Here is an 18,542-nt window from a genome sequence, read left to right as displayed (position 1 = left end):
GTACAATTCCGCCCAACATGACGCAGCTGCACCACGCCTTTGACCGCCAGTCCGCCCGCTCGGTGGATTCGGATGGCCGTCTCCGCGTGAAGAATTGCATCCTGTCCACGGCAGAGGTGAACCCGTACCGCGGGCAGGAAATCCCCGGCTGGAAAGGTCTTGGCCTGAACGCCGACACGGTCTATGACCTGTACCGCGACCCCGAGGCGCTGCGTGAGTCGATCAAGTCCTTCGAGGGCGTGCCGCTCATGGTCAAGCACATCGCGCAGTCCGCCGACGAGCCCCGCAAGGAGTACATCGGCGGCTCGGTGCACGGCGTGACGTTCGATGGCAAGTACCTGCGCGGCGACCTGCTCGTGTGGGACGGCTACGCCATCGATCTCATCGAGTCCGACGAGCAGTCCGACCTGTCGTGCAGCTACCGCTACGACCCGGTCATGACGTCCGGCACGAAGGACGGCAACAAATTCGATGGCCGCATGGCTAAAATCCAGGGCAACCACGTAGCACTGGTGGACGAGGGGCGCGCTTCGGACGCTCACGTCGCCGACGCAGCGCTGCAACCTTCGCAGCATCCCGACCCATCTTTGCAAGGAGATACCATGGCCTTCCCCGAGAAAGACCCGAGCGCAGCCCCCGCCGCTGCCGCCCCAGCTGCTGCAGCACCTGCTGCGGCTGCTCCGGCAGTCCCCGCCGCCGCAGCACCCGGAGCCGACATCGGCGCCGCGCTGAAGCACATTGCGACGCTGCTCGAGACCGTCCTGACACGCCTGCCCGGCGCTGCACCCGAAGCGGTGCCTGCCGCAGCTGCACCTGCAGCCGCAGCGGCCGCACCTGGTGCTGAAGACGAAGGCGGCCAGCCCTCGGGTGAAGTCGGCCCCGAGAATGAAGGCAAGGAAGGCCCGGGCTTCACGCTGGCTCCGACCGCCAAGGTCAAAGGCGCCGACGACGAAGATCCCGAACTCGACGCAGACGGCAATCCCGTGCTGCCGCCCTCCAACCAGGAAGGCACGCCCGCCCGTGGCGCCGCAACGCCGCATGCCGCCATGGACGCCAAGGCCGTGCAGACCGTCGTGGCCGCTGCCGTGCGTGCCGAGCGCGAACGCGCAGCCAGCGTGCAGGAAGCGCGCCGCTCGGTGCAGGGCGTGCTCGGCGACGTGGCCATGGACGACGCCGGCGCGATCTACCGCGAGGCGTTGGCCCAGGTGGGCGTCGACGTGGACAAGATCGGCAAGGGCGCTGAGCGCGTCGCGTGGGACGCCTACAAGGTCGCCGCCGGCGCCGCCGCCGGCGTGCGCCCGGGCCGCCACAGCACGGCAGCGCATGCGGCGGACGCCGCCGGCGCCGCACCCGACAACGTGCCTTCGTACATGAAGCACGTCGACAAGATTTCCGTGCGGGGCTAACGCCTCAAACGGTTTCACCCCGGAACGGAAAAGGAGTCTCCCATGTTCCAGAATCAGGTCTACATCAACCCCGCGCAAGCGGTCGCCGGCGACTTCGCGTCGTCCAATCCGATGATCTACAAGCTCTCGGGCAACGGCAAGATGGTCGCCGTTGCCAAGGGCGTGACGGTCGGCAAGTTCGCCGCGCTGCTGGCGGACGGCACTGTGGATTCGATCCTTGCCGCCGCGCCGCAAGCATCCCGTGTGGGCTTCGTGCACCGCGAGAACAATGCCCAGATCACGACCTACCTGGCCGAGTCCAGCATGGTCATCCAGGGTGGCCAACCCGTCGCGCTGTTCGGCAAGGGCGACTTCTGGGTACGCACCGACGTGATCACGGGCACCCCGACGCGCGGCGCGGCGGTCTTCTGGGATGTGCTGACCGGCAACACCATCATCGGTGCACCGGGCTCGCCGCCCGCCACCACCATCGACACGGGCTTCATTCTCGTGTCCGAGGCCGCCACTGTCGGCGCCGTCGTCAAGATCAGCAACACCGGCGCCTAACTCGCGCAGAACGAAGGAGAAACGAACATGCGCGATTCCCAAGTCATCGCCCAACTGGCGGCCAAGGGCGTCATCCTGGCGCCCGGCGTGAAGAACGTCACGACGCCCCTGGCACAGTTCGCCATGGACGCGGCGGACCTCACGCCCACGCTGATCGGCACGCCCAATGCCGGCATCCCGGCATACCTGACGACCTACGTCGACCCGAAGGTCATCGAGGTGCTGGTCGCACCGATGAAGGCCGCCGAGATCGTCGGCGAGTCGAAGAAAGGCGACTGGACGACCCTGACGGCTGCGTTCATCCAGGCCGAGCCGACCACCGAGGTCGCCACCTATGGCGACTACTCGGCCGACGGCTCCAGCGGTGCGAACGTGAACTACCCGCAGCGCCAGAGCTACCACTTCCAGACGTGGACCCGCTGGGGCGAGCGCGAACTGGAAATGGCCGGCGCCGGCCGCGTCGACCTGGCCGCGCAGCTGAACTACTCGTCGGCCCTGGGCCTGTCGAAGTTCCTGAACGCGTCGTACCTGTTCGGCGTGTCGGGCTTGCAGAATTACGGTCTGACCAACGATCCGCGTCTCATCGCGCCGGTGGCTGCCACCGTGAACTGGGCCACGGGCGTGCCCGAGGACATCTTCAACTCGGTCGTGACGCAGTTCAAGCAGCTGCAGTCGCAGACGCAAGGCATCGTCGACCAGGAGACCGAGCTGCACCTGGCCATGCCGCCGACCGCGTCGGCCGACCTGAACCGCGTGAACACCTACGGCCTCTCGGCGGCCAAGCTGCTGCTCGACGCAGTCCCGAAGCTGAAGATCATCACGGTGCCCGAGTACGACACCGCCGGCGGTCGCCTCGTGCAGATGTGGGCACCGCGCGTCGAAGGCCAGGACACCGCGACCTGCGGCTTCACCGAGAAGATGCGCGCCCATGCCATCGAGCGCTACTCCAGCTACTTCCGCCAGAAGAAAAGCGCAGGGACGTGGGGTGCAATCGTCTGGCGCCCGGCCTGCATGGCCGCCCAGCTCGGCGTATAAGCCCTTCGGCTTGACGCTCACAGGAGGCCCGCATCGGCGGGCTTTCTTACGCCTGCCACCGCCACTTCACCTTGCCGCTGTCCCACACTCGAAAGGCGTTCACCGTGTCCTCGATCTCCCACTCGGTGCGCGGGTCGGTCGCAGGGTCGAACACCACGTCCGCGCGGTCGATCTGCACCAACCGCGCCGGGATGTGCTTGCGCGCCCACGCGCTCTTCGGGCGGAAGCCGGTTGCATGGTGGTAGACACGATAGTCCGGCGGCACCTGTGCTACACGCACGAACCCGAGCTGCTCGTACAGGCCACCGCCGAACCAGTCGTTTGCCGAGTACGAGATGACCTCCGCGAAGCCTAGCTCGCGCCGAGCGGCCGCAAACAGCTTCGACGCGCCGCCGCGCACTTGTGCAGAAGTTGCGAACCTCGACAGATCCCACACGGGCGACCCTTCGCGATTTCGGCTGTAGACGTCCCGTCCAAAAGTCATCAACGCCACGAGCCCGAGCGTCGGGTGGTAGAGCCCGAAGCGCTGCGCGTAGATCGCGCCAGGCTGCTGCGGGTGGTGCTCGTCGAGGAATGCCACGGCGTCGCCGTTAGGTACGCTGCGCACCTCGCACTCACGCGCATGCACGCGCGGCAGATCACTCGCGCCGAGTGCGTGCCGCACGAGCCGCTCGAACTGCGGACGGCGCGTCTTCCAGTCTTCACAGGCGATGCTGAGCAGTCGCCAGCCTTGGGCAGCGCACGCAGCATGCTTGAAGTGTGCCGCGTCAATGGCCGTGCGGCGGTCCGAGTGCCAGTACACCCCATTGAACTCGATGGCCAGCTTCAGGCTCGGCACGACGATGTCCAGTTCTTTCGGCGCGATGAGCTTCCGGTTCGACTGCTCGGCGTCCGGGCGGATGGTGCGCACCAGCGCGAACAACTCATCCTCGCGCTTCGAGGGCGCACCGTGCACGCACCGCTGGCACCCGTAACCCCACGCGTGGTTCGCGGGGGACTGCCAGAACGCGCCATGCTTCGGACAGACAATCTCGACTTTCTCCAAGGCGCTGCGGTACTCGACCTTCGTGTAATCGTAGACGTCGCCATGTACCGCGCGCGCCCGGCGGATGAAGTGCGAGGCGTCTTTCCGCCGGCCTCGCGCCTTCGCCGCGTTACCACATTTCGGGCAACCGCGCCCCTGCGTGTGCGTGCCTGCGCCTTGCTCGAAGTCGCCGTGTGCCGTGCAGGTGATCGTGACGTTCTCACGGTCCCCGCGGTACACACTTTTCGCGTAGTCGTACCGGTCGCCGTGCACTTCGCGCGCCTTGGCTACCCACTGGGGCGTGTCGAACAACTGTGTTTCGCTGCGTGCCACGTAACCGCACGCGGGGCAGCCCTGGCCCAGGGCGTGCTTTTGCGCAGTCTGCTGAAAGGGGCCGTGCGCAACGCAGCGGATGGTGAGCGCCGTTTTGCCGCCACGAAAAGCGGTTACGTCACGATAGTCGTATCGCTCGCCGTGCGCGGCGTGAAAGCGTGCGAGCCAGGTTTCGAGCGTGATAGGTGTCATGCGGTAATTCTACTGCGGGAAGTTGTGGGTTCGTCGTCACCGTGCCGCGACGCACGTGACGCCCGCTTAACCCTGCGCTACACTAGCGCGCACCCTTGCCTACCACAATCAACGGAGAATTCCATGGCTCGCAAACGTTCCGCCGACATGCTCACCATCGCCTGCAAGCTGCCGCAGGGCCTGCACATCCCGCTGCCCGACGGCTCGGTCCTGAAGCTGCACGGCACGCACTCGCCGTACGCCCTCGCGGGTCACGGCATGACCGACGTCAAGGCCTCGACCTGGAACATCGTCGAAGACAAGTTCGCGGATGCTGCGTGGCTCGTGAACGAGCTGGTCTTCGCGATGGGCGACAAGGACAGCGCCGTCGAGAAGGCCGAAGAACGCCAGGGCGAGAAGACCGGCTTCGATCCGGTCGACCCGAAGGCTGCCGCCGCCAAGGGCATCACGGCCGCCGACTAAGCGCTACCGCGCCGCACTACCATGGCCATTGTCGCTTTCGACCCGGTAGCCTTCAAGGCTGCCTATCCCGAGTTCGTCACGACGTCGGACGCGCGCTGCACGGCCATGTTCACCATGGCCGCGGCGGGGATTCTCGACAACACCGACAACTCGCCGGTGATGGCCCTGGATTACCGCACGCAGCTGTTCTGGCTGCTCGTGGCACACCTGCTCACACTGTTCGCCGTCGGCGCCGACGGCTCCGAGCGGCCCGTGGGGCGCGTCGATACGGCCACCGAAGGCTCGGTGTCGGTCGGCTTCGCCTATGAGCTGCCACAGGGCTCGGCCATGGCTGCGTGGTTCAACCAGACCAAGTACGGCGCGCTGTACTGGATGATGACCGCGCAATTCCGCAGCATGAAGTATTTCGTCGCGGGCGACAGCGGCGTGGGTTTCTCGCGCGATTTCCGCGCGGCACCCTTCAACGTGCCCGCTGGCGTCATCAACCCATGACCGTCACGCGCCGCGGCCTTCGCATGCCCGACAGGGACTGGTCGTCCGCGGTCGTGAAGGCCGGCGTGCTGGCCGGGGCTACCTACCCCTCGGACATGATCCGCGACGCGCGCACGGGGCGCGAATACCCCGACCCGCGCGCCGGCATGCCGGTAGCTGCGATCGCAATGGCGCTCGAATACGGCGAAGGGCAGAACCACCCACGGCCGTTCATGCAGCAGACCGTCGCCGAGCGGCGCAAGGAATGGACGGACGGTGTCGTCAAGCTGGTGCAGTCGGGCCAGACGCCCGAGCAGGCCGTCGGCAGCATCGGCCAGGCTATGAAAGAAGACATCCAAAAGACGATTACGGACTGGCCCGCCGACAACTCGAAGCAGTGGGCCGAGGTGAAAGGCTTCAATGCCGGGCTTCGCTTCACGGGTCATCTGCTCAAGTCGATCGAGTCCGAGGTCGTGCAGGGCGACGCGGCTGAAGGCGGTGCAACGTGAAGCGCCTGGGCCCCCTATTCATGCGATTTCGCTTTGTCGCCATGCGCGTGCGAGTCGAGCGTCGTGCGGATGGGCTGCAGTACATCGAAGTGCTCCCTGGCCCCTGCGATGCAATCGTATTCGGCCCTCTGGAAGGCGGTGCATGATGGGCCTGAACCTCCACGGCCTCACGCGCGGCGCGATCCAGCTCGTCAACGAAGACGTCGACGGCACGGTCTACATCAGCACCGGGCGCACCAGCGTGCGCGGCATCCTGACGCCCACGTTCGCGCCCGTGGTGGCCCGCCTGCAGGTGCAGGCGCAGAAGCACACCGACATCACGCACGAGCGCAGCCTGCAGTACAACAACGGGCTGCTGACGATGTACGCCTTCGGCAACTTCTCGGACATCGAGCGGCGCGACGGCAAGGGCGGCGACATCGTGAACATCCCCACGGGGCCGCGCGCGGGCTGGTACATGATCACGATGGTCACGGAATGGTGGCCCAATTGGTGTTGTTTTGAGGTGACCACGCAGCTCGACTACGCTACGATCCAGGACTACATCGCCAAGACTGCCAACGGCACACCGCCCACGCCCTGATGGCCACCATTGCCCTCTCCGAGAACCTCGTCTTCGACGCCCTGTGGGCGTGGTTGTCGGCGCTCGTCGTGACGCAGATCCCGGACAGCGACCAGGTGTTCAAGGGCTTCCAGAACACGACGGCCACGGCGACCGGCAACTACGTGGTGCTGTCGCCCGGCATCAAGACGCGCCAGGACCAGGGGCGCCGCAGCTACACGCGCGACAGCATCGACCCGCTCACGGGCGTCGTGAACGTCGAGCGGCACACGACCTACAGCTACCAGGTGGACTGTTACGGCCAGCTTGGCCCGGACGTGGCCGACATCGTCGCCATCGCATGGCGCTCGCTCTGGGGCTGCGATCAGCTCGAAGGCGCGGCCATCACGCCGCTGTACGCCGACGAGCCCGTGCAGCTGAACATCGCGAACAGCGAGAACCAGTACGAGCAGCGCTTCATGCTCAAGCTCTACGCCCAGGTGAATCAGGTCGTCGCGCTGCCGCAGGACTTCTTCGACGCCGTCGAGGTGCACGTCGAAACGCCGGTGGACATGTGGCCCGACTTGCCGTAGGCGCAGGCGCTGATAGAATCCGGTGAGCCGATAGTGGCAGTCAATCGCGCCTTGTCGGCGCTCACATTGGAGTCTCGCACATGAGCACCATTCCCATCAGTCAAGTCGTGCAGATGCTTCCCGGGACTATCGCCGGCGGAGGGCAAGCCTCCAAGCTGTCCGGCCTGGTCGTGACCAAGGATACGTCTGTCCCTCCCGGCCAGATCCTGAACTTCTTCACGCCGACCGACGTCTCCAACTGGTTCGGACCCGCCGCGCCCGAGACCGTGATGGCGAACCAGTACTTCCCGGGCATCGTGAATGCCGGGCAGCTGCCCTTCGTGCTCAAGTTCGCCCGCTACGCCGCGGTCGACACGCCCGCCCAGGTCTTCGGCGCGCAGCTCGGCAACATGACGCTCGCGCAGCTGCAGGCGCTGCCGGCTGGCACGCTCATCGTGACCACCACGACGCAGAAGACGTCGGCGCCGATCAACCTCGCGACGGCCACAAGCTTCGCGAATGCCGCGGCGCTCATGCTGGCCGGCTTCACGTCCCCCGACTTCGTCATCGGCTACGACGCGCAGCGCAAGCGCTTCACGTTCGCGACCACCGCCACGGGGGCCACGGCGACCATCTCGGCGGTCACCGGCACGCTGGCCACCGGTGTCGGACTGTCGGCGGCCGCCGGCGCGACGGTCGCTGCCGGCGTGGCCGCCGACACGCCCGCTACCGCGATGGCCCGTGTCGTCGCGCAGGACATGAACTGGGGCACGTTCTCCACGACCTACGCTGCGCCAATCGACGAACGCACCGCCTACGCCGCGTGGAACAGCGGCCAGGCGTACCAGTTCCTGTACTGGGCCTGGGACACCGAGGCGGCCAGCATCGTGCCGAACAATACCGCGTCGTTCGGCGCCACGGTCTTCGCGCAGCCCTACCAGGGCACGGTCCCGGTATACGGCACCTACGAGCTGGTCGGTGCCTTCATGGGCTACGCCGCCTCGATCAACTTCCAGATCCCGAACGGCCGCACGAACCTGGCTTTCCGCCAATTCAACGGCGCGCCGAGCGCGACGGTCTCCGACCTGGCCACGGCCAACGCGCTGCTGTCGAACCACTACACCTACCTGGGCGCCTACGCCAACGCCGCAAACACCTACACCGTCGCCTACAACGGCGCGCTGTCGGGCGCCTTCCTGTGGGTCGACACGTACCTCGACCAGATCTACCTCAACCGCGAGCTGCAACGTGCCTTCTTCGAGGCGCTGCTGGCCTACAACTCGCTGCCGTACAACCAGGACGGCTACACGAAGCTGTACCGGGCCGGCGTGGACGTGATCGACGCCGCAGTCACCTCCGGCATCATCCGCGCGGCTGTGCCGCTGTCGCAGAGCCAGCAGGCGCAGGTCGATTCGCAGGCTGGCCGCACGGTCTCCGACGTGCTGCAGACCCGGGGCTGGTACCTGCTCATCGACAACGCCGCGAACTTCGCGCAGGCGCGTCAGAACCGCACGTCGCCGCTCGCGTACCTCTGGTACACGGACGGGGGCTCCATCCAACAGCTCACCGTGCGTTCCATCGCCGTCATCTAAGGAGCACGCAACATGCCCGCAACTCTCACGACGGCCAACTCGGTTCTGGCACTCACCACCGAGGCGCTGTTCCCCGCCGCGCAGGTGCTCACCGGCTACGCCGCGGACAACATCTTCGAGACCGACGCCGTCGAGAACGGCGAGTACTCGATGGGCATCGACGGCAACCTGTCGGCGGGTTTCGTCTACAACGAAATCCCCTTCACGCTCACGCTGCAAGCCGACAGCCCGGCGCTCAAGCTGTTCGAACAGATCTACGGCTACGAGGTAGCCAACCGCACCAAGCTGACCAACAATCTCACGATCACGCTGCCCGCGCTGGGCCGGCGCTACGACCTGAAGAAGGGCTTCATGCGCAGCTACAAGGCGCCTGCCGGCCAGAAGATCCTGCAGCCCGGTGTCGTGGCCTTCGTGTTCGCGCGCCAGGAAATGTCGAACCTGTAAGCGCATCTGCGCTCCATGCAAAAAGGCCCGCCGAAGCGGGCCTTTCTCATTGGCGGGCCGCAGTCAGACTTCGAGTGACATCTGCAAGTTGGTCAGTCGCAGCCGCGCACTCTCGATGCGGCGCGTGAACGTGCGCAACGCGTCACCTAGAGGGCTCAGGGCATCGTCGGGTGCGCGGGGTGCTTCCGGACCCGCTGCGGGCAGACGCACCCCATTCTTCACAGGGGCGAGCTGATCGTCGACGTTGGCCAACAGGGCTTCAAAACGCACCATCTCGCAGTGGAGCGCGTGCAATTCGATGTCTACAGGCGAGCTGTCGCTGGCGGGGACTTCGCGAGATTTCGCGGTGTTTTCGTTGAAGTTCATAACGGACTCGGTTGGATGATGCAGCCCGGGTGGCGGGGCTGCGACGCCTTCAGTGGTGACGCTGGCGGCGCAACCGCCGCAGCTGCCCCGCGACGTAGCGCCGGCGTGCCATGTTGGCCCACGCACGCCACGAGCTCTCCAGGTACTGCCCAGCCCAGGTCGTACCGGCGTAGTGCCAATGCCGCAGCCGGTGCGCACCGCGCTGGGCCAGATGCGTCGCGCGCACCGTCATGCGCGCGGTCCAGACGCTGGCGCGCCACGTGAAGCGCACCGCGCCGATCGTGCCCTGCAGCAGCGCGTCGAGCATGCGCCACGCCGCCGTGACCAAGTACACGATGGCTGCCGCCGTCATGGGCAGCATCAGCAGGATCATGATCGCGATGAGCCACATGGCGCGAGCCTCAAGCCTTGTCCATCTCGTCCAGGGCAGCCACGTGGACCGCGCGCTGGTAAGCCGAGTAGGCCATCACGTTCGCGTCGAGCCCGGCCTTGGCAAACGTCTCGTTGTACTTCGGCATGCCGTGCTTCGCGATGAATTCGCGTGCGCGTGTCAGGTGCTGGAACGGCGTGATGACTTCCGACTCGCCGGCACCGTCACCCTGCGCATCAGCGGGCGGCGTGCTGAGAGCGTTGTCGACCATCTCGAAGGGGTTGGTACCTTCGGGCTGCTTGGCGGCCTCGGCGGCCGGCTGTGCTGCCTGTTTCATGGCTGCACCGGCTTCCTCGAAGTTTTCGGCCCGGCAAGCTTCGGCCGCTTCGTAGGCAGCCTTCGTAGCAGCAATGCGCGCAGTCTCGGCCTTCTCGTCAGCTTCGATCTCGGCCTTGGTGCGGCGCTTGCGCTTCGCAGGCTCGGCCGCTGGCTGTGCAGGTGCTTCCTTGTCGTCGGTGCCTGCATACGGGCCGATCTTCAGGTCTCGCGCTTCGAGGTCCGCGGGACTGCCATCGCCTTGCGTGAAAGTGCTGGTGCCTTGGGGCGGCGTGTCGTAGCCGTGCACGACGATCCGCGCGGCATCGCCGGTCGGTTGCCCGGCACCGCCAACACCGCCGCCCGAGCCGCCAAAAACGTGCGAAAACGTGCCGCCCGAGCCGCCAGCGACGTGCACTATTTGGACCGGCTGGCTGCGGTAGTTTTCGGCCCAGTGCAGAAAGGCGTCGAGCTCGGACAGATCGTTGAATTCGAGTTTCATGGTGTTGAGTTTCAGAGTGGTGAGAGGGAATCAGGCGGCTTCGGCGCGACGCTCGCGCTCGGCCTGCAGGCGGCGCGTCACGACGAGCCGGCGACGGCAATTTTCTTCGTCGGCACGCACCGCAGCGATGAGCTGCAGCATGCGGTCGGCGGACAGCGCGCTCGTGTTGCGCACCGTGTAGATAGCCCGGGCGCTGGTATTGAGCAGCGCAGCCGACTCGGCAATGCCGAGCGCGTCGGTGAGGTCCTTCACGCTCAGCTGCTCCAGCTGGCAGGTCGTAAAGTCGAGAGGTTCGGTCATGGTTTGTTCCGTGTCAGCGTTAACGTTCGGCCAGTATGCCTATTTGTCAATCGGGTGTCAATGGTTTGTCGTGCACGAGCGACGTATCACGATGCACCGCCGTCCTTGTACTCGCGATGATCGACGACGGTTCCGTCAGCCAGCTTGAATCCCCAGGTCGTTTGCCAGTTCCACATGATGAAGATGGTCCACACACCTCCAGGTGACACTTGGTCGACGTGGTGAAATTCGCCGTGGCGAAGCACACTCGTGTCGCCTCGTGCGCGTAGTTTGCGCGGGCCGCGCTCGCGGCTTTCGAAATACCAACCTTGGCCGATGATCGTCCTGAATGAGCCCGGGTGGTTATGCGGGTCGCGCGCAAGATCGGCGCGCAAGATGTGATGCATGCGTATCGACACCGGGCACCAGGGATACTTGGCTGACTTTACGACCCGTACGGTGTTAAGCGCAGGGTTGTCCTGCACATAGCTCGTCTTGATCGGATTGAACAGCCACCAACGCTCCATGTACCCCTCCAGATGCCAGTAGGGCGTCTTGAACGCGCGCGCCTGCAGTGCGCGAAAGATTCGCGGGGTGGCCACGAACCACGCCACGATGGGCCAGAAAGCTGCATAGGCGCACGCGCCGAGCGCCGTGCATGCAAGGTAGTAAAGAACAGTGCTCAAAATATTCTCCTGTGGTTGATCGTCAATCTTTGCGCCAGCGCGGATTGACGTAGCCGGCGGCGTCCAGCGGCAGGCCCGGGCACCATGCGGGGTTCATGCGCAGGCGGCCCAGCAGTTGCTCCAGACGCAGCGCAGCGCGCTCGACGGGCAGCTCGAGCAGCAATTCGTCATAGACGTGGTGCACGATGTTCTCGACGCGGCCCACGTCCACCATCGCCTCCCAGAACAGATCGCGAGCCAGGCCCTGCGTCTGGTTGTTGGACAGGATCTTGCGGTCCAGCGTCTCGACGTAGCCTTCGGGCTTGTCGTAGACCGCCTGCGGCACGCTGGCACCCGGTTCCAGGTGCAGGCGTGCATTGTGGTAGCTGATAGAGCGCCCCGAGGGCAGCGCCATGCGCAGCGCGCGGTCATCGCGCATGAACGTCGCCTTCGTGCACTCACCGCGACCGATAGGTACATCGACAGCGCGTCCGGGCGTATCCAGCGCGATCAGCACTGCGTACTCCAGCATGGCCCACCAGCGTTCGAACGCCGCGTGCGCCTCGCGGAACTTCCACACGATGCGTTCAGATTCGACGGGCTCCACGTAGACGCCGTAGTTCGCGGCCATGGACGTAAAGGCCCCCACGCCGCCGCCGAAGCCCAGGGACAGGCGCACGACCTTGCCGACCTGCCGCTGGTCCTTGTCGACGGCCTCGTAAGGTACCCCGAAGATGTTCGCCGCCTCGACCTTGTAGCCGTCCACACCGGACTCGATTTCGGCCAACATGGCCTCGTCGTTGGCCAACCACGGCACCATGCGCGTTTCGATGCCTGTGAGGTCGGCGCCGACCAGCGTGTGCCCGGGCAGCGTCGCGCAGAACAGTGGACGCTGCGCATCGGCCAGGGCGGCCAGGATGGGCCCGTGCCCGGGTCGCGTCAGGAACTCGATGTCCCGGCGCTTGGCTGCGTCTAGGAAGGCTTCGCACTGCTCTGCGGTCTTGCCTGGGCGCGGCCGCGCGACGTTGAGTGTCTGCGCGCCGCCGGCACCGCGTGCGGTGGAGCGGCCCGACAGCGCGCCGTGCCAGACGGTCGAGTGCTGCAGGCGGCGGTTCACGTGCGCGCGCAGGATGGCTGCCGACTTCTTCGGAGCGCGTGAGGCGTCCAGGCGCAGGGCCAGCAGGTCGCGCAGGTCGGACGGCAGGTCGTCGCGCGCGATGAGCTTCTTCAGCGCCTCCTTGCTCGCGTCATCCACCTCGGTGCCGATGTTGTGCGCGAATTCCTTGATCTTGGCAATTTCGGTTGCGGCCAACACGCCGCCACCGGTGAGCACCGCGACCTGGTAGTCGATCTGCACCTCGGCCAGCTGCTTCAGTTCTTCGACGGCCTCGGCGCCCTCGATGTCCACGCCGAAGCCGCGCGCGTTGATCTCCATGTCGAGCTCGAAGAAGGCCTGTTCGCGCGCCGGCAACGGGACTGTTGCGTCCCACAGGCCGATCATCGCGTCGGTGTCGATGATCGCGTACTTGAAGACCCGGGCGAATTCTTCAGGATGGTCGTCGATGGTCCACTCGGGGTGCGCCGCGATCTGCTTCATCACGTCGCCGCCGGCCGTGTCTTTCTGTACCGGCAGGCCCAGCGCGGCGCACGCGCCGGCCAGCGAGCCCGGCAGGCCGTTGTAGCGGGCGCGCGCGGCGCTGCAGCGCACCTGCGAGGGCTTGATCTCGGGCAACTGCGGGTTGTCGCGGCACAAAATCTCATTCCAAATGTGGTAGTCAAACGGTGCGTTGTGCGCCATGACTAGACCCCCGGCGCGGATGTGCGCAACGACGCGCGCCGGCACAGGCTGGCCCTCGATCCAAAGGTCTGCGGTCGACATGTCGGGAAACCGCCAAGTGAAACAGTAAGCACGCGTCGTCGGGTCGACGAGATATTTGCCGAGCCCTTCGGCGGGCAGGTCGGTTTTCGAGGTGGTTTCGAAGTCCAATCCGAGTATGTTTTCAGTCATTGCGAGCTTAAGAGTTTATTTCACGATTGTAGCAAAGGGATTCGGATCGTGCACAGCGAATTCGAAGCCGCGGTTACGCTTCGTCAGGTGCCACCCGAAGCACACGTTGCAGTGATAGACCCACAGCGCGTCGGCGTGACCAAGCTGCACGCGGCGCAGTCCTGCCGCCTTGGCCGCGGCCGCCGACACGTGACGCACCTTGGCACGACACTTCGCAGCGCGCTCGGCTTTGGTCTCAGGAGTACTCGGGGTCATAGCGGAATGCTTCCATCTTGCCCTCGCGCACCCAGCGCACTTCGGTCAGGAACACCTGACCATCGTCCCACTTCGTGAGTGTGATATCGACGGGCTTCGGAATAAGCTCGCGCGACAGCAGCACGCGGTAGCCCTCGCCGGGCGCCTTGCGGCCGGTCGAGCGCTCGTACATCTTGCGCGCCATGGCATAGAACTTCGGGTCGGCGCTGGCCCGGTCGAAGTCCAGTCGCAACGGGTGCGCGCCGAAGTCGGTGACGAACTTGAAGTTCAGGATGCCATTGCCCTCGGGCTCGATCTGCATGTCGTGCACGGGCAGCGTGCGTGTCTCGCGGCACACTTCGTCGGCCAGCACCACATTGGCCTCGTCGTGGATCTCGTAGCTGTCATCGTCGCCGATGCCGCGCTCGCCGGCCTCACGGTGCGTGCGCACGGTCAGGAAGCCCTGGCGCGGCCGCCCGCACTGGCGGCACGTGAGGTGCTCGGCATCGTTCAGAAAGCCGCAGGGTTCCGCGTCGGGTGCCATCAGGCCCAGCGCAATGCGCAGGTCGTATTCGGGCTGCGCGGCGCTGTGGACAGGGAACCGAATGGCGCTGCGCTCGCGGTCGGGCACGGGCGTGCCGTCCTTGCTGCCCTTCTTGAACGGCGAGCGCACGACGGCATCGGTGCAGTCCCACAGTCCGGCGCGCGAGTCGCCTGAACCGATTTCGGCGTTGATGGCGCCGTGCCGCGCGAAGTTGCCGCCGGCGTCCAGCACCAAGATGTTGTCTTTGCCCGGGTAAGGGCGCAGGCCGCGCCCGACGATCTGGTGCCACAGCACAAGCGAGCGCGTGGGGCGCAGCCCGACGATGCAGTCGACGAACTTTGCGTTGAAGCCGGTCGTCAGCATAGCTACCGACACCACGTGCCGGTGCATCTTCTTCAGGTATTCAGCCACGCCGGTGACGCGCTCCGACTTCTCGAGTTCGCCGTGGATGGTCACGACCGACTCGCCAGCCTCGCGCAGGGCGCTCTCGATCATGTGCGCGTGCTCGATGTTCACCGCGAACCACATGAAGTGCTTGCGGTCGCGCGCATTGTCCAGCGCGACGCGCACGCACTCACGCGTGACCTTCATGGCTTCCAGGGCCAGGGCGGCTTCGTCGAAGTCGCCGCCTTTGGTCTTTACGTTGTCGGTGTCGATCTGCGGGAAGCGGATGGCGGGGGCTACCACCGGCGAGATGAACGCTTCGCGCACCAGGCGGTTGAAGTTGCGGCCCGCGGTCAGGTCGTAGACCTTCGTATCGAACAGGCCGCACTCGGTCAACGGCACGACACGCAGCCCTTTCATCTGGAAGGGCGTCGCGGTCATGCCGATGAAGCGCACGTGCGGGTTGTTCTCGCGCAGGCTGTTGACGATTGACTTCCAAGTCTTGAGGTCGATGTTCGCGGTGTGCGCCTCGTCGATGACGACGTAGTCCTGCCGCCCGAAGCGCTTCACCTGCCGAGCCACCGACTGCGGCGTGCCGATCGTGAGCTGCGACAGGCGTTCCTTCATGCCGAGCCCCGCACAGTAGACGCCCACGCGTGCAGCCAGCGCTGCCGGCAGGTAGCCGATCGCTTCCTCGACGTTCTGCTTCACGAGCTCCATCGACGGGGCCAAGCACATGACGCGCGCGCCGGGCTGGAGCTGACACAGCGACTCCATCAACATCGCTGCGAGCAGCGCCTTGCCACCACCCGTGACGATGGCAGCCAGCGGGTTTGTGTTCTGCGCAGCCATCAGCGCGGACAGCACGGCGTCGCGCGCCTCGGCCTGATACCAGCGAGGGACGAGTTTTGGCATGTTAGTGTGAACTTAAGAAAATGGAGCGCTTATTATAAGCGCGCCTTTGTGCCGCTGCAAGCGCGCGTCAGGCCGGAATGCAGTCCATCACGGTTTCGATCCAGACGCGTGCCGCTTCGACGTTTACGGCATTGCCGTAGGCGCGCAGGCGTCCCACTCGGGAGGAAATCCCATGAGCCAGCGGGAATGTGCCGGGTTCAACTGGCCGCCAGATGTTGTCAGTGTGACAGAGCCAGTCAGCATCACGCCAGAAGCCGTTGACCTCTGTGCGGTCGCCAGATAGGCCTGCCGCGGGAGTTGATCCACTCGTGCCTTCCCGTCCCGCTGCGCCGTCATGCCCGGTGTGTCCTTGTGGTCCCGTGTCGTCGGCGTGACCCATCCAGTACGTGCGGTCCCGGATGTGCGGCGCACCGATGCCCGCAGACGGAAACGCGACCGCCCCGAAGGCATAACCCAGGGCTTCCAGGTCAGTGTGTACAAGGTCGAGCCAGCGCTCTGCGTCCTTGCTTGCAACCTGCTCACCAGTGACGATTCCAGGACGGCGCTGGTCGATGAGGTGGTAGAGGTGGGGCCACAAATGCCGCTCATCAGCAAACCCAGCGCCTTCACCTGTCTGGCTGAAAGGCTGGCAAGGGCATGAGGCGGTCCAGATGTGCCGGTCGTCAGCCCATCCTGCTCGTCGCAAAGCGAGGGGCCAGCCACCAATGCCGGTGAAGAAATGGCACTGTGTGTAAGGTCGTAGGTCATCGGGTTTCACGTCTTCGATGGAGCGGGTGTCGACGTCGCCTGGTGCGATGTGGCCGGCGGCGATGAGGTTGCGCAGCCACTGGGCAACGAACTCGTCGATCTCGTTGTAGTAGGCGGGTTTGACGCTCACTGCGGCACCTCGCCGTGGAAATAGCGCATCGGCAGCGGCGTCAGGTCCGCCGCGTCGGCTATGTGCTGCGGGCCGAGCCAGGGCGGGCCGGGCGTGAGCAGTGCGACACGCACCCATCCGCGTCCAGCTTCCAGTGCGAGCACGTCGTAGAGGTTGCACCAGCGGTAGCGGTGGCCCTGCTGGGCCTGTCCTGGCGCGATCATGGCTTTGTAGTTTCCGCTGCGATCTGGAGCGCGCGAGCCATCTCGCCCAATAATGCATCGGCAGTCGCCATCCAATCGACGGCGTCCGCGCGCGAGTCCACGGCCCACAGTGCGTCACTCAGTGCACGCGCCCGAACCGCCAGCGATTGCAAGGCGTCCGCGCTCACGTCGTCACCTCACGATCGCGCTCGACGGCCTTCGGTGGCGGTGCATCCGGCTTGATCTTGCGCAGCCAGGACTGCGCGAAGTCAGCCCAGCCCGTGACCGCGTAGCCGCCGGCGTCGGTCAGCTGTTGCACGTTGTCGCCGGTGCAGCGCCAGATGCGGCCGTGCTGGCTGTGCTCGCCCTGGAACGACACCACCTTGACGCGCTGGCCGATGTTCGGCGACTTGCCGCGGCCCAGGCCGCCCACGACTTCGGCCGGGTCGCCGGCTTGCAGCGGCGCGCTCATGCAGCACCTGCCGACACGAACACGCTGCTCGGCGCATCGGGCCACTCGCGACGGATGACGTCCCAGTCGCCGCACATCCACGCTCGCAGGAACTCCAGCCCTTCAGTGGTCTCCAGCGCGAACACGATGGCGGCGAGGGGCGGCGGATATACCACAGGCGCAGGCTTCGGCGCGGGCGCAGGTGCGGCCGGCTGCAACGACGAAGCAGCTACCTGCTGCGAGGTGGTGGCCACGCCCGGCACGAAGGGCCGCGTGTCCGGATTGGCCAGGAAGACTTCCTGCAGGATCGCGGCCGGGTAACCGCGCTCGGTGGGCCAGTTCTTGCCCTGCACGGGCACGTCGACGAACGTGGCACCGCGGATGCGGCAGACCATGGAGCAGTCCTTGCCCAGGCGCTGCAGCAGTGGCAGCGGGACCGGTTGCGCGCAGGTGAGCCAGCGGCTCGCCTGCTCGACGGTGAAGTGGGTTTGTGTGGTCATGGTCATACATTTCCCAGTTCGCGCAACATGGCGAGCAGGTCGTCGCGTTGGGTTTGGTGTTCCGACACCGCCGACTCCGCCGACCACGCCGCCGACCGCGCCGCCGCCGACACCGCCGACTCCGCCGACTCCGCCGCCGACACCGCCGACTCCGCCGACCACGCCGCCGACCGCGCCGCCGACCGCGCCGACCGCGCCGCCGACTCCGCCGACCACGCCGCCGACCACGCCGACCGCGCCGCCGACTCCGCCGCCGATTCCGCTTTATCTTCGGCCTGAAGATACGCAATGACCCCTTCAATTGCAGCACGACACTCGACCGCATAGGGTTCATCGTTACCTGCAAGTCGTGCGAGGTTTCGCTGCTGTACCGTGAGCGCAAAACGATGGCGAAGTGGTTCCAGGTCTACACCAATCGGCACAGCTTCGAGCAGATCGGTGCCGAACTGCGCAGCTTCGGTCTTGGGGACGCCTTCGAAGATTGCATCAGCCAGATGCGCGAGCCATTCGGGCCAACCCAATTCCACCGGGAATCGCGAGTGGTTGTAGTCGTCCAGCGTACAGCCCACGAAGCAGCCGCGGCCATTGTCGAAGCCAGTGCCCTGGATCACTTCATCCGCGGCGCGGTGATCCGCGAAGCGCGCGGTGTATTTTGCCTTCACGGCGGGGTCGTTCAGGTAAGAGAGCATCTCGATTCCTTGGTGGGTTGATGTGTCACGATTCTAAACGTGATCTTTGCGAATTGTCAAATAGCTTTCTTCGCGAACGGATTCAGCTGGATCACGTCGGCACCCTGCGACTCGCCGGGCATCTCGTAGCCCTC

24 protein-coding genes are annotated in these 18,542 nt (G+C 65.7%); 10 read left to right on the top strand and 14 right to left on the bottom strand.

Annotation, left to right across the window (positions count from 1 at the left end; all coding sequences use genetic code 11):
- Positions 1-17 precede the first annotated feature (17 nt).
- Genes Q0030_RS37625 through Q0030_RS37615 form a run of 3 tightly spaced genes read left to right on the top strand, consistent with a single transcriptional unit; the run spans position 18 to position 2,987 of the window.
- On the top strand, positions 18-1,406 hold the full coding sequence (locus Q0030_RS37625; protein WP_298379236.1) for a DUF2213 domain-containing protein: 1,389 nt from the start codon (positions 18-20) through the stop codon (positions 1,404-1,406).
- A 42-nt stretch (positions 1,407-1,448) separates the two neighbouring features.
- On the top strand, positions 1,449-1,952 hold the full coding sequence (locus Q0030_RS37620) for a hypothetical protein (RefSeq protein WP_298379233.1): 504 nt from the start codon (positions 1,449-1,451) through the stop codon (positions 1,950-1,952).
- 27 nt (positions 1,953-1,979) lie between these two features.
- A complete protein-coding gene (locus Q0030_RS37615; protein WP_298379230.1) occupies positions 1,980-2,987 on the top strand; it encodes a hypothetical protein in 1,008 nt (335 codons plus the stop codon).
- Between the two features lie 46 nt (positions 2,988-3,033).
- Here the strand turns inward: Q0030_RS37615 and Q0030_RS37610 are convergent, their stop codons facing one another.
- Entirely contained in the window at positions 3,034-4,536 is a 1,503-nt protein-coding gene (locus Q0030_RS37610) for a hypothetical protein (protein WP_298379227.1), read from the bottom strand.
- Positions 4,537-4,659: 123 nt separating this feature from the next.
- On the opposite strand from Q0030_RS37610, the gene Q0030_RS37605 reads away from it, so the two are divergent.
- The 7 genes from Q0030_RS37605 to Q0030_RS37575 all read left to right on the top strand — a co-directional run bounded on the left by Q0030_RS37605 (position 4,660) and on the right by Q0030_RS37575 (position 9,127).
- A complete protein-coding gene (locus Q0030_RS37605; protein WP_298379225.1) occupies positions 4,660-4,998 on the top strand; it encodes a hypothetical protein in 339 nt (112 codons plus the stop codon).
- Positions 4,999-5,019: 21 nt separating this feature from the next.
- A complete protein-coding gene (locus Q0030_RS37600) occupies positions 5,020-5,490 on the top strand; it encodes a DUF4054 domain-containing protein (protein ID WP_298379222.1) in 471 nt (156 codons plus the stop codon).
- Positions 5,487-5,978 carry a hypothetical protein gene (locus tag Q0030_RS37595; protein ID WP_298379219.1) on the top strand — a complete coding sequence of 164 codons (492 nt, stop codon included), beginning with the start codon at positions 5,487-5,489 and terminating at the stop codon, positions 5,976-5,978. The genes Q0030_RS37600 and Q0030_RS37595 overlap by 4 nt, the downstream gene beginning before the upstream one ends.
- Before the next feature lie 142 nt (positions 5,979-6,120).
- Positions 6,121-6,561 (top strand): hypothetical protein, encoded by a 441-nt coding sequence (locus Q0030_RS37590; RefSeq protein ID WP_298379217.1) that lies wholly within the window; start codon positions 6,121-6,123, stop codon positions 6,559-6,561.
- Positions 6,561-7,112 carry a hypothetical protein gene (locus tag Q0030_RS37585; protein ID WP_298379215.1) on the top strand — a complete coding sequence of 184 codons (552 nt, stop codon included), beginning with the start codon at positions 6,561-6,563 and terminating at the stop codon, positions 7,110-7,112. The genes Q0030_RS37590 and Q0030_RS37585 overlap by 1 nt, the downstream gene beginning before the upstream one ends.
- 80 nt (positions 7,113-7,192) lie before the next feature.
- On the top strand, positions 7,193-8,683 hold the full coding sequence (locus Q0030_RS37580) for a DUF3383 domain-containing protein (RefSeq protein WP_298379212.1): 1,491 nt from the start codon (positions 7,193-7,195) through the stop codon (positions 8,681-8,683).
- 12 nt (positions 8,684-8,695) lie between these two features.
- Entirely contained in the window at positions 8,696-9,127 is a 432-nt protein-coding gene (locus tag Q0030_RS37575; RefSeq protein WP_298379210.1) for a hypothetical protein, read from the top strand.
- 63 nt (positions 9,128-9,190) lie between these two features.
- Here Q0030_RS37575 and Q0030_RS37570 read toward each other — a convergent pair whose 3' ends face one another.
- The 13 genes from Q0030_RS37570 to Q0030_RS37510 all read right to left on the bottom strand — a co-directional run bounded on the left by Q0030_RS37570 (position 9,191) and on the right by Q0030_RS37510 (position 18,408).
- Positions 9,191-9,493 carry a hypothetical protein gene (locus Q0030_RS37570; RefSeq protein ID WP_298379207.1) on the bottom strand — a complete coding sequence of 101 codons (303 nt, stop codon included), beginning with the start codon at positions 9,491-9,493 and terminating at the stop codon, positions 9,191-9,193.
- Between the two features lie 49 nt (positions 9,494-9,542).
- Positions 9,543-9,884 carry a hypothetical protein gene (locus Q0030_RS37565; protein WP_298379204.1) on the bottom strand — a complete coding sequence of 114 codons (342 nt, stop codon included), beginning with the start codon at positions 9,882-9,884 and terminating at the stop codon, positions 9,543-9,545.
- Positions 9,885-9,894: 10 nt separating this feature from the next.
- Complete coding sequence (locus Q0030_RS37560) at positions 9,895-10,680, bottom strand: hypothetical protein (protein WP_298379202.1); 786 nt, start codon at positions 10,678-10,680, stop codon at positions 9,895-9,897.
- A gap of 30 nt (positions 10,681-10,710) precedes the next feature.
- Entirely contained in the window at positions 10,711-10,980 is a 270-nt protein-coding gene (locus Q0030_RS37555; protein ID WP_298379201.1) for a hypothetical protein, read from the bottom strand.
- Between the two features lie 86 nt (positions 10,981-11,066).
- Positions 11,067-11,645, bottom strand: coding sequence for a hypothetical protein (locus Q0030_RS37550; protein WP_298379199.1), 579 nt, complete (start codon positions 11,643-11,645; stop codon positions 11,067-11,069).
- 22 nt (positions 11,646-11,667) lie between these two features.
- Complete coding sequence (locus tag Q0030_RS37545) at positions 11,668-13,632, bottom strand: DNA polymerase (protein ID WP_298379197.1); 1,965 nt, start codon at positions 13,630-13,632, stop codon at positions 11,668-11,670.
- 15 nt (positions 13,633-13,647) lie between these two features.
- The gene (locus tag Q0030_RS37540) at positions 13,648-13,887 is read right to left on the bottom strand and encodes a hypothetical protein (RefSeq protein ID WP_298379195.1); all 240 of its coding nucleotides are present in this window, start codon (positions 13,885-13,887) and stop codon (positions 13,648-13,650) included.
- Positions 13,868-15,709: a DEAD/DEAH box helicase family protein gene (locus tag Q0030_RS37535; protein WP_298379193.1), complete on the bottom strand. Its 1,842-nt coding sequence runs from the start codon at positions 15,707-15,709 to the stop codon at positions 13,868-13,870. Before Q0030_RS37535 ends, Q0030_RS37540 begins: the two co-directional genes overlap by 20 nt.
- 67 nt (positions 15,710-15,776) lie before the next feature.
- Entirely contained in the window at positions 15,777-16,586 is an 810-nt protein-coding gene (locus Q0030_RS37530; RefSeq protein WP_298379191.1) for a DNA cytosine methyltransferase, read from the bottom strand.
- Positions 16,583-16,789, bottom strand: coding sequence for a hypothetical protein (locus Q0030_RS37525; RefSeq protein WP_298379189.1), 207 nt, complete (start codon positions 16,787-16,789; stop codon positions 16,583-16,585). Before Q0030_RS37525 ends, Q0030_RS37530 begins: the two co-directional genes overlap by 4 nt.
- A gap of 163 nt (positions 16,790-16,952) precedes the next feature.
- A complete protein-coding gene (locus tag Q0030_RS37520; RefSeq protein WP_298379186.1) occupies positions 16,953-17,240 on the bottom strand; it encodes a hypothetical protein in 288 nt (95 codons plus the stop codon).
- The gene (locus tag Q0030_RS37515) at positions 17,237-17,719 is read right to left on the bottom strand and encodes a hypothetical protein (protein WP_298379185.1); all 483 of its coding nucleotides are present in this window, start codon (positions 17,717-17,719) and stop codon (positions 17,237-17,239) included. Before Q0030_RS37515 ends, Q0030_RS37520 begins: the two co-directional genes overlap by 4 nt.
- Positions 17,720-17,721: 2 nt before the next feature.
- Positions 17,722-18,408, bottom strand: coding sequence for a hypothetical protein (locus tag Q0030_RS37510; RefSeq protein ID WP_298379183.1), 687 nt, complete (start codon positions 18,406-18,408; stop codon positions 17,722-17,724).
- Positions 18,409-18,542 lie beyond the last annotated feature (134 nt).

Origin of the sequence: uncultured Bradyrhizobium sp., from assembly GCF_947648125.1 — a bacterium.
Lineage (GTDB): Bacteria > Pseudomonadota > Alphaproteobacteria > Rhizobiales > Xanthobacteraceae > Bradyrhizobium.
Note: the sequence above shows the minus strand (reverse complement) of the source record. Positions and strands in the feature narration are given on the sequence as shown.

Coding starts and splice junctions, on each gene's coding strand:
- Q0030_RS37610 (WP_298379227.1), bottom strand. CDS start 4,536: ATGACACCTATCACGCTCGAAACCTGGCTCGCACGCTTTCACGCCGCG.
- Q0030_RS37620 (WP_298379233.1), top strand. CDS start 1,449: ATGTTCCAGAATCAGGTCTACATCAACCCCGCGCAAGCGGTCGCCGGC.
- Q0030_RS37535 (WP_298379193.1), bottom strand. CDS start 15,709: ATGCCAAAACTCGTCCCTCGCTGGTATCAGGCCGAGGCGCGCGACGCC.
- Q0030_RS37575 (WP_298379210.1), top strand. CDS start 8,696: ATGCCCGCAACTCTCACGACGGCCAACTCGGTTCTGGCACTCACCACC.
- Q0030_RS37515 (WP_298379185.1), bottom strand. CDS start 17,719: ATGACCACACAAACCCACTTCACCGTCGAGCAGGCGAGCCGCTGGCTC.
- Q0030_RS37555 (WP_298379201.1), bottom strand. CDS start 10,980: ATGACCGAACCTCTCGACTTTACGACCTGCCAGCTGGAGCAGCTGAGC.
- Q0030_RS37605 (WP_298379225.1), top strand. CDS start 4,660: ATGGCTCGCAAACGTTCCGCCGACATGCTCACCATCGCCTGCAAGCTG.
- Q0030_RS37570 (WP_298379207.1), bottom strand. CDS start 9,493: ATGAACTTCAACGAAAACACCGCGAAATCTCGCGAAGTCCCCGCCAGC.
- Q0030_RS37595 (WP_298379219.1), top strand. CDS start 5,487: ATGACCGTCACGCGCCGCGGCCTTCGCATGCCCGACAGGGACTGGTCG.
- Q0030_RS37615 (WP_298379230.1), top strand. CDS start 1,980: ATGCGCGATTCCCAAGTCATCGCCCAACTGGCGGCCAAGGGCGTCATC.
- Q0030_RS37510 (WP_298379183.1), bottom strand. CDS start 18,408: ATGCTCTCTTACCTGAACGACCCCGCCGTGAAGGCAAAATACACCGCG.
- Q0030_RS37600 (WP_298379222.1), top strand. CDS start 5,020: ATGGCCATTGTCGCTTTCGACCCGGTAGCCTTCAAGGCTGCCTATCCC.
- Q0030_RS37585 (WP_298379215.1), top strand. CDS start 6,561: ATGGCCACCATTGCCCTCTCCGAGAACCTCGTCTTCGACGCCCTGTGG.
- Q0030_RS37580 (WP_298379212.1), top strand. CDS start 7,193: ATGAGCACCATTCCCATCAGTCAAGTCGTGCAGATGCTTCCCGGGACT.
- Q0030_RS37545 (WP_298379197.1), bottom strand. CDS start 13,632: ATGACTGAAAACATACTCGGATTGGACTTCGAAACCACCTCGAAAACC.
- Q0030_RS37540 (WP_298379195.1), bottom strand. CDS start 13,887: ATGACCCCGAGTACTCCTGAGACCAAAGCCGAGCGCGCTGCGAAGTGT.
- Q0030_RS37560 (WP_298379202.1), bottom strand. CDS start 10,680: ATGAAACTCGAATTCAACGATCTGTCCGAGCTCGACGCCTTTCTGCAC.
- Q0030_RS37520 (WP_298379186.1), bottom strand. CDS start 17,240: ATGAGCGCGCCGCTGCAAGCCGGCGACCCGGCCGAAGTCGTGGGCGGC.
- Q0030_RS37590 (WP_298379217.1), top strand. CDS start 6,121: ATGATGGGCCTGAACCTCCACGGCCTCACGCGCGGCGCGATCCAGCTC.
- Q0030_RS37565 (WP_298379204.1), bottom strand. CDS start 9,884: ATGTGGCTCATCGCGATCATGATCCTGCTGATGCTGCCCATGACGGCG.
- Q0030_RS37525 (WP_298379189.1), bottom strand. CDS start 16,789: ATGATCGCGCCAGGACAGGCCCAGCAGGGCCACCGCTACCGCTGGTGC.
- Q0030_RS37625 (WP_298379236.1), top strand. CDS start 18: ATGACGCAGCTGCACCACGCCTTTGACCGCCAGTCCGCCCGCTCGGTG.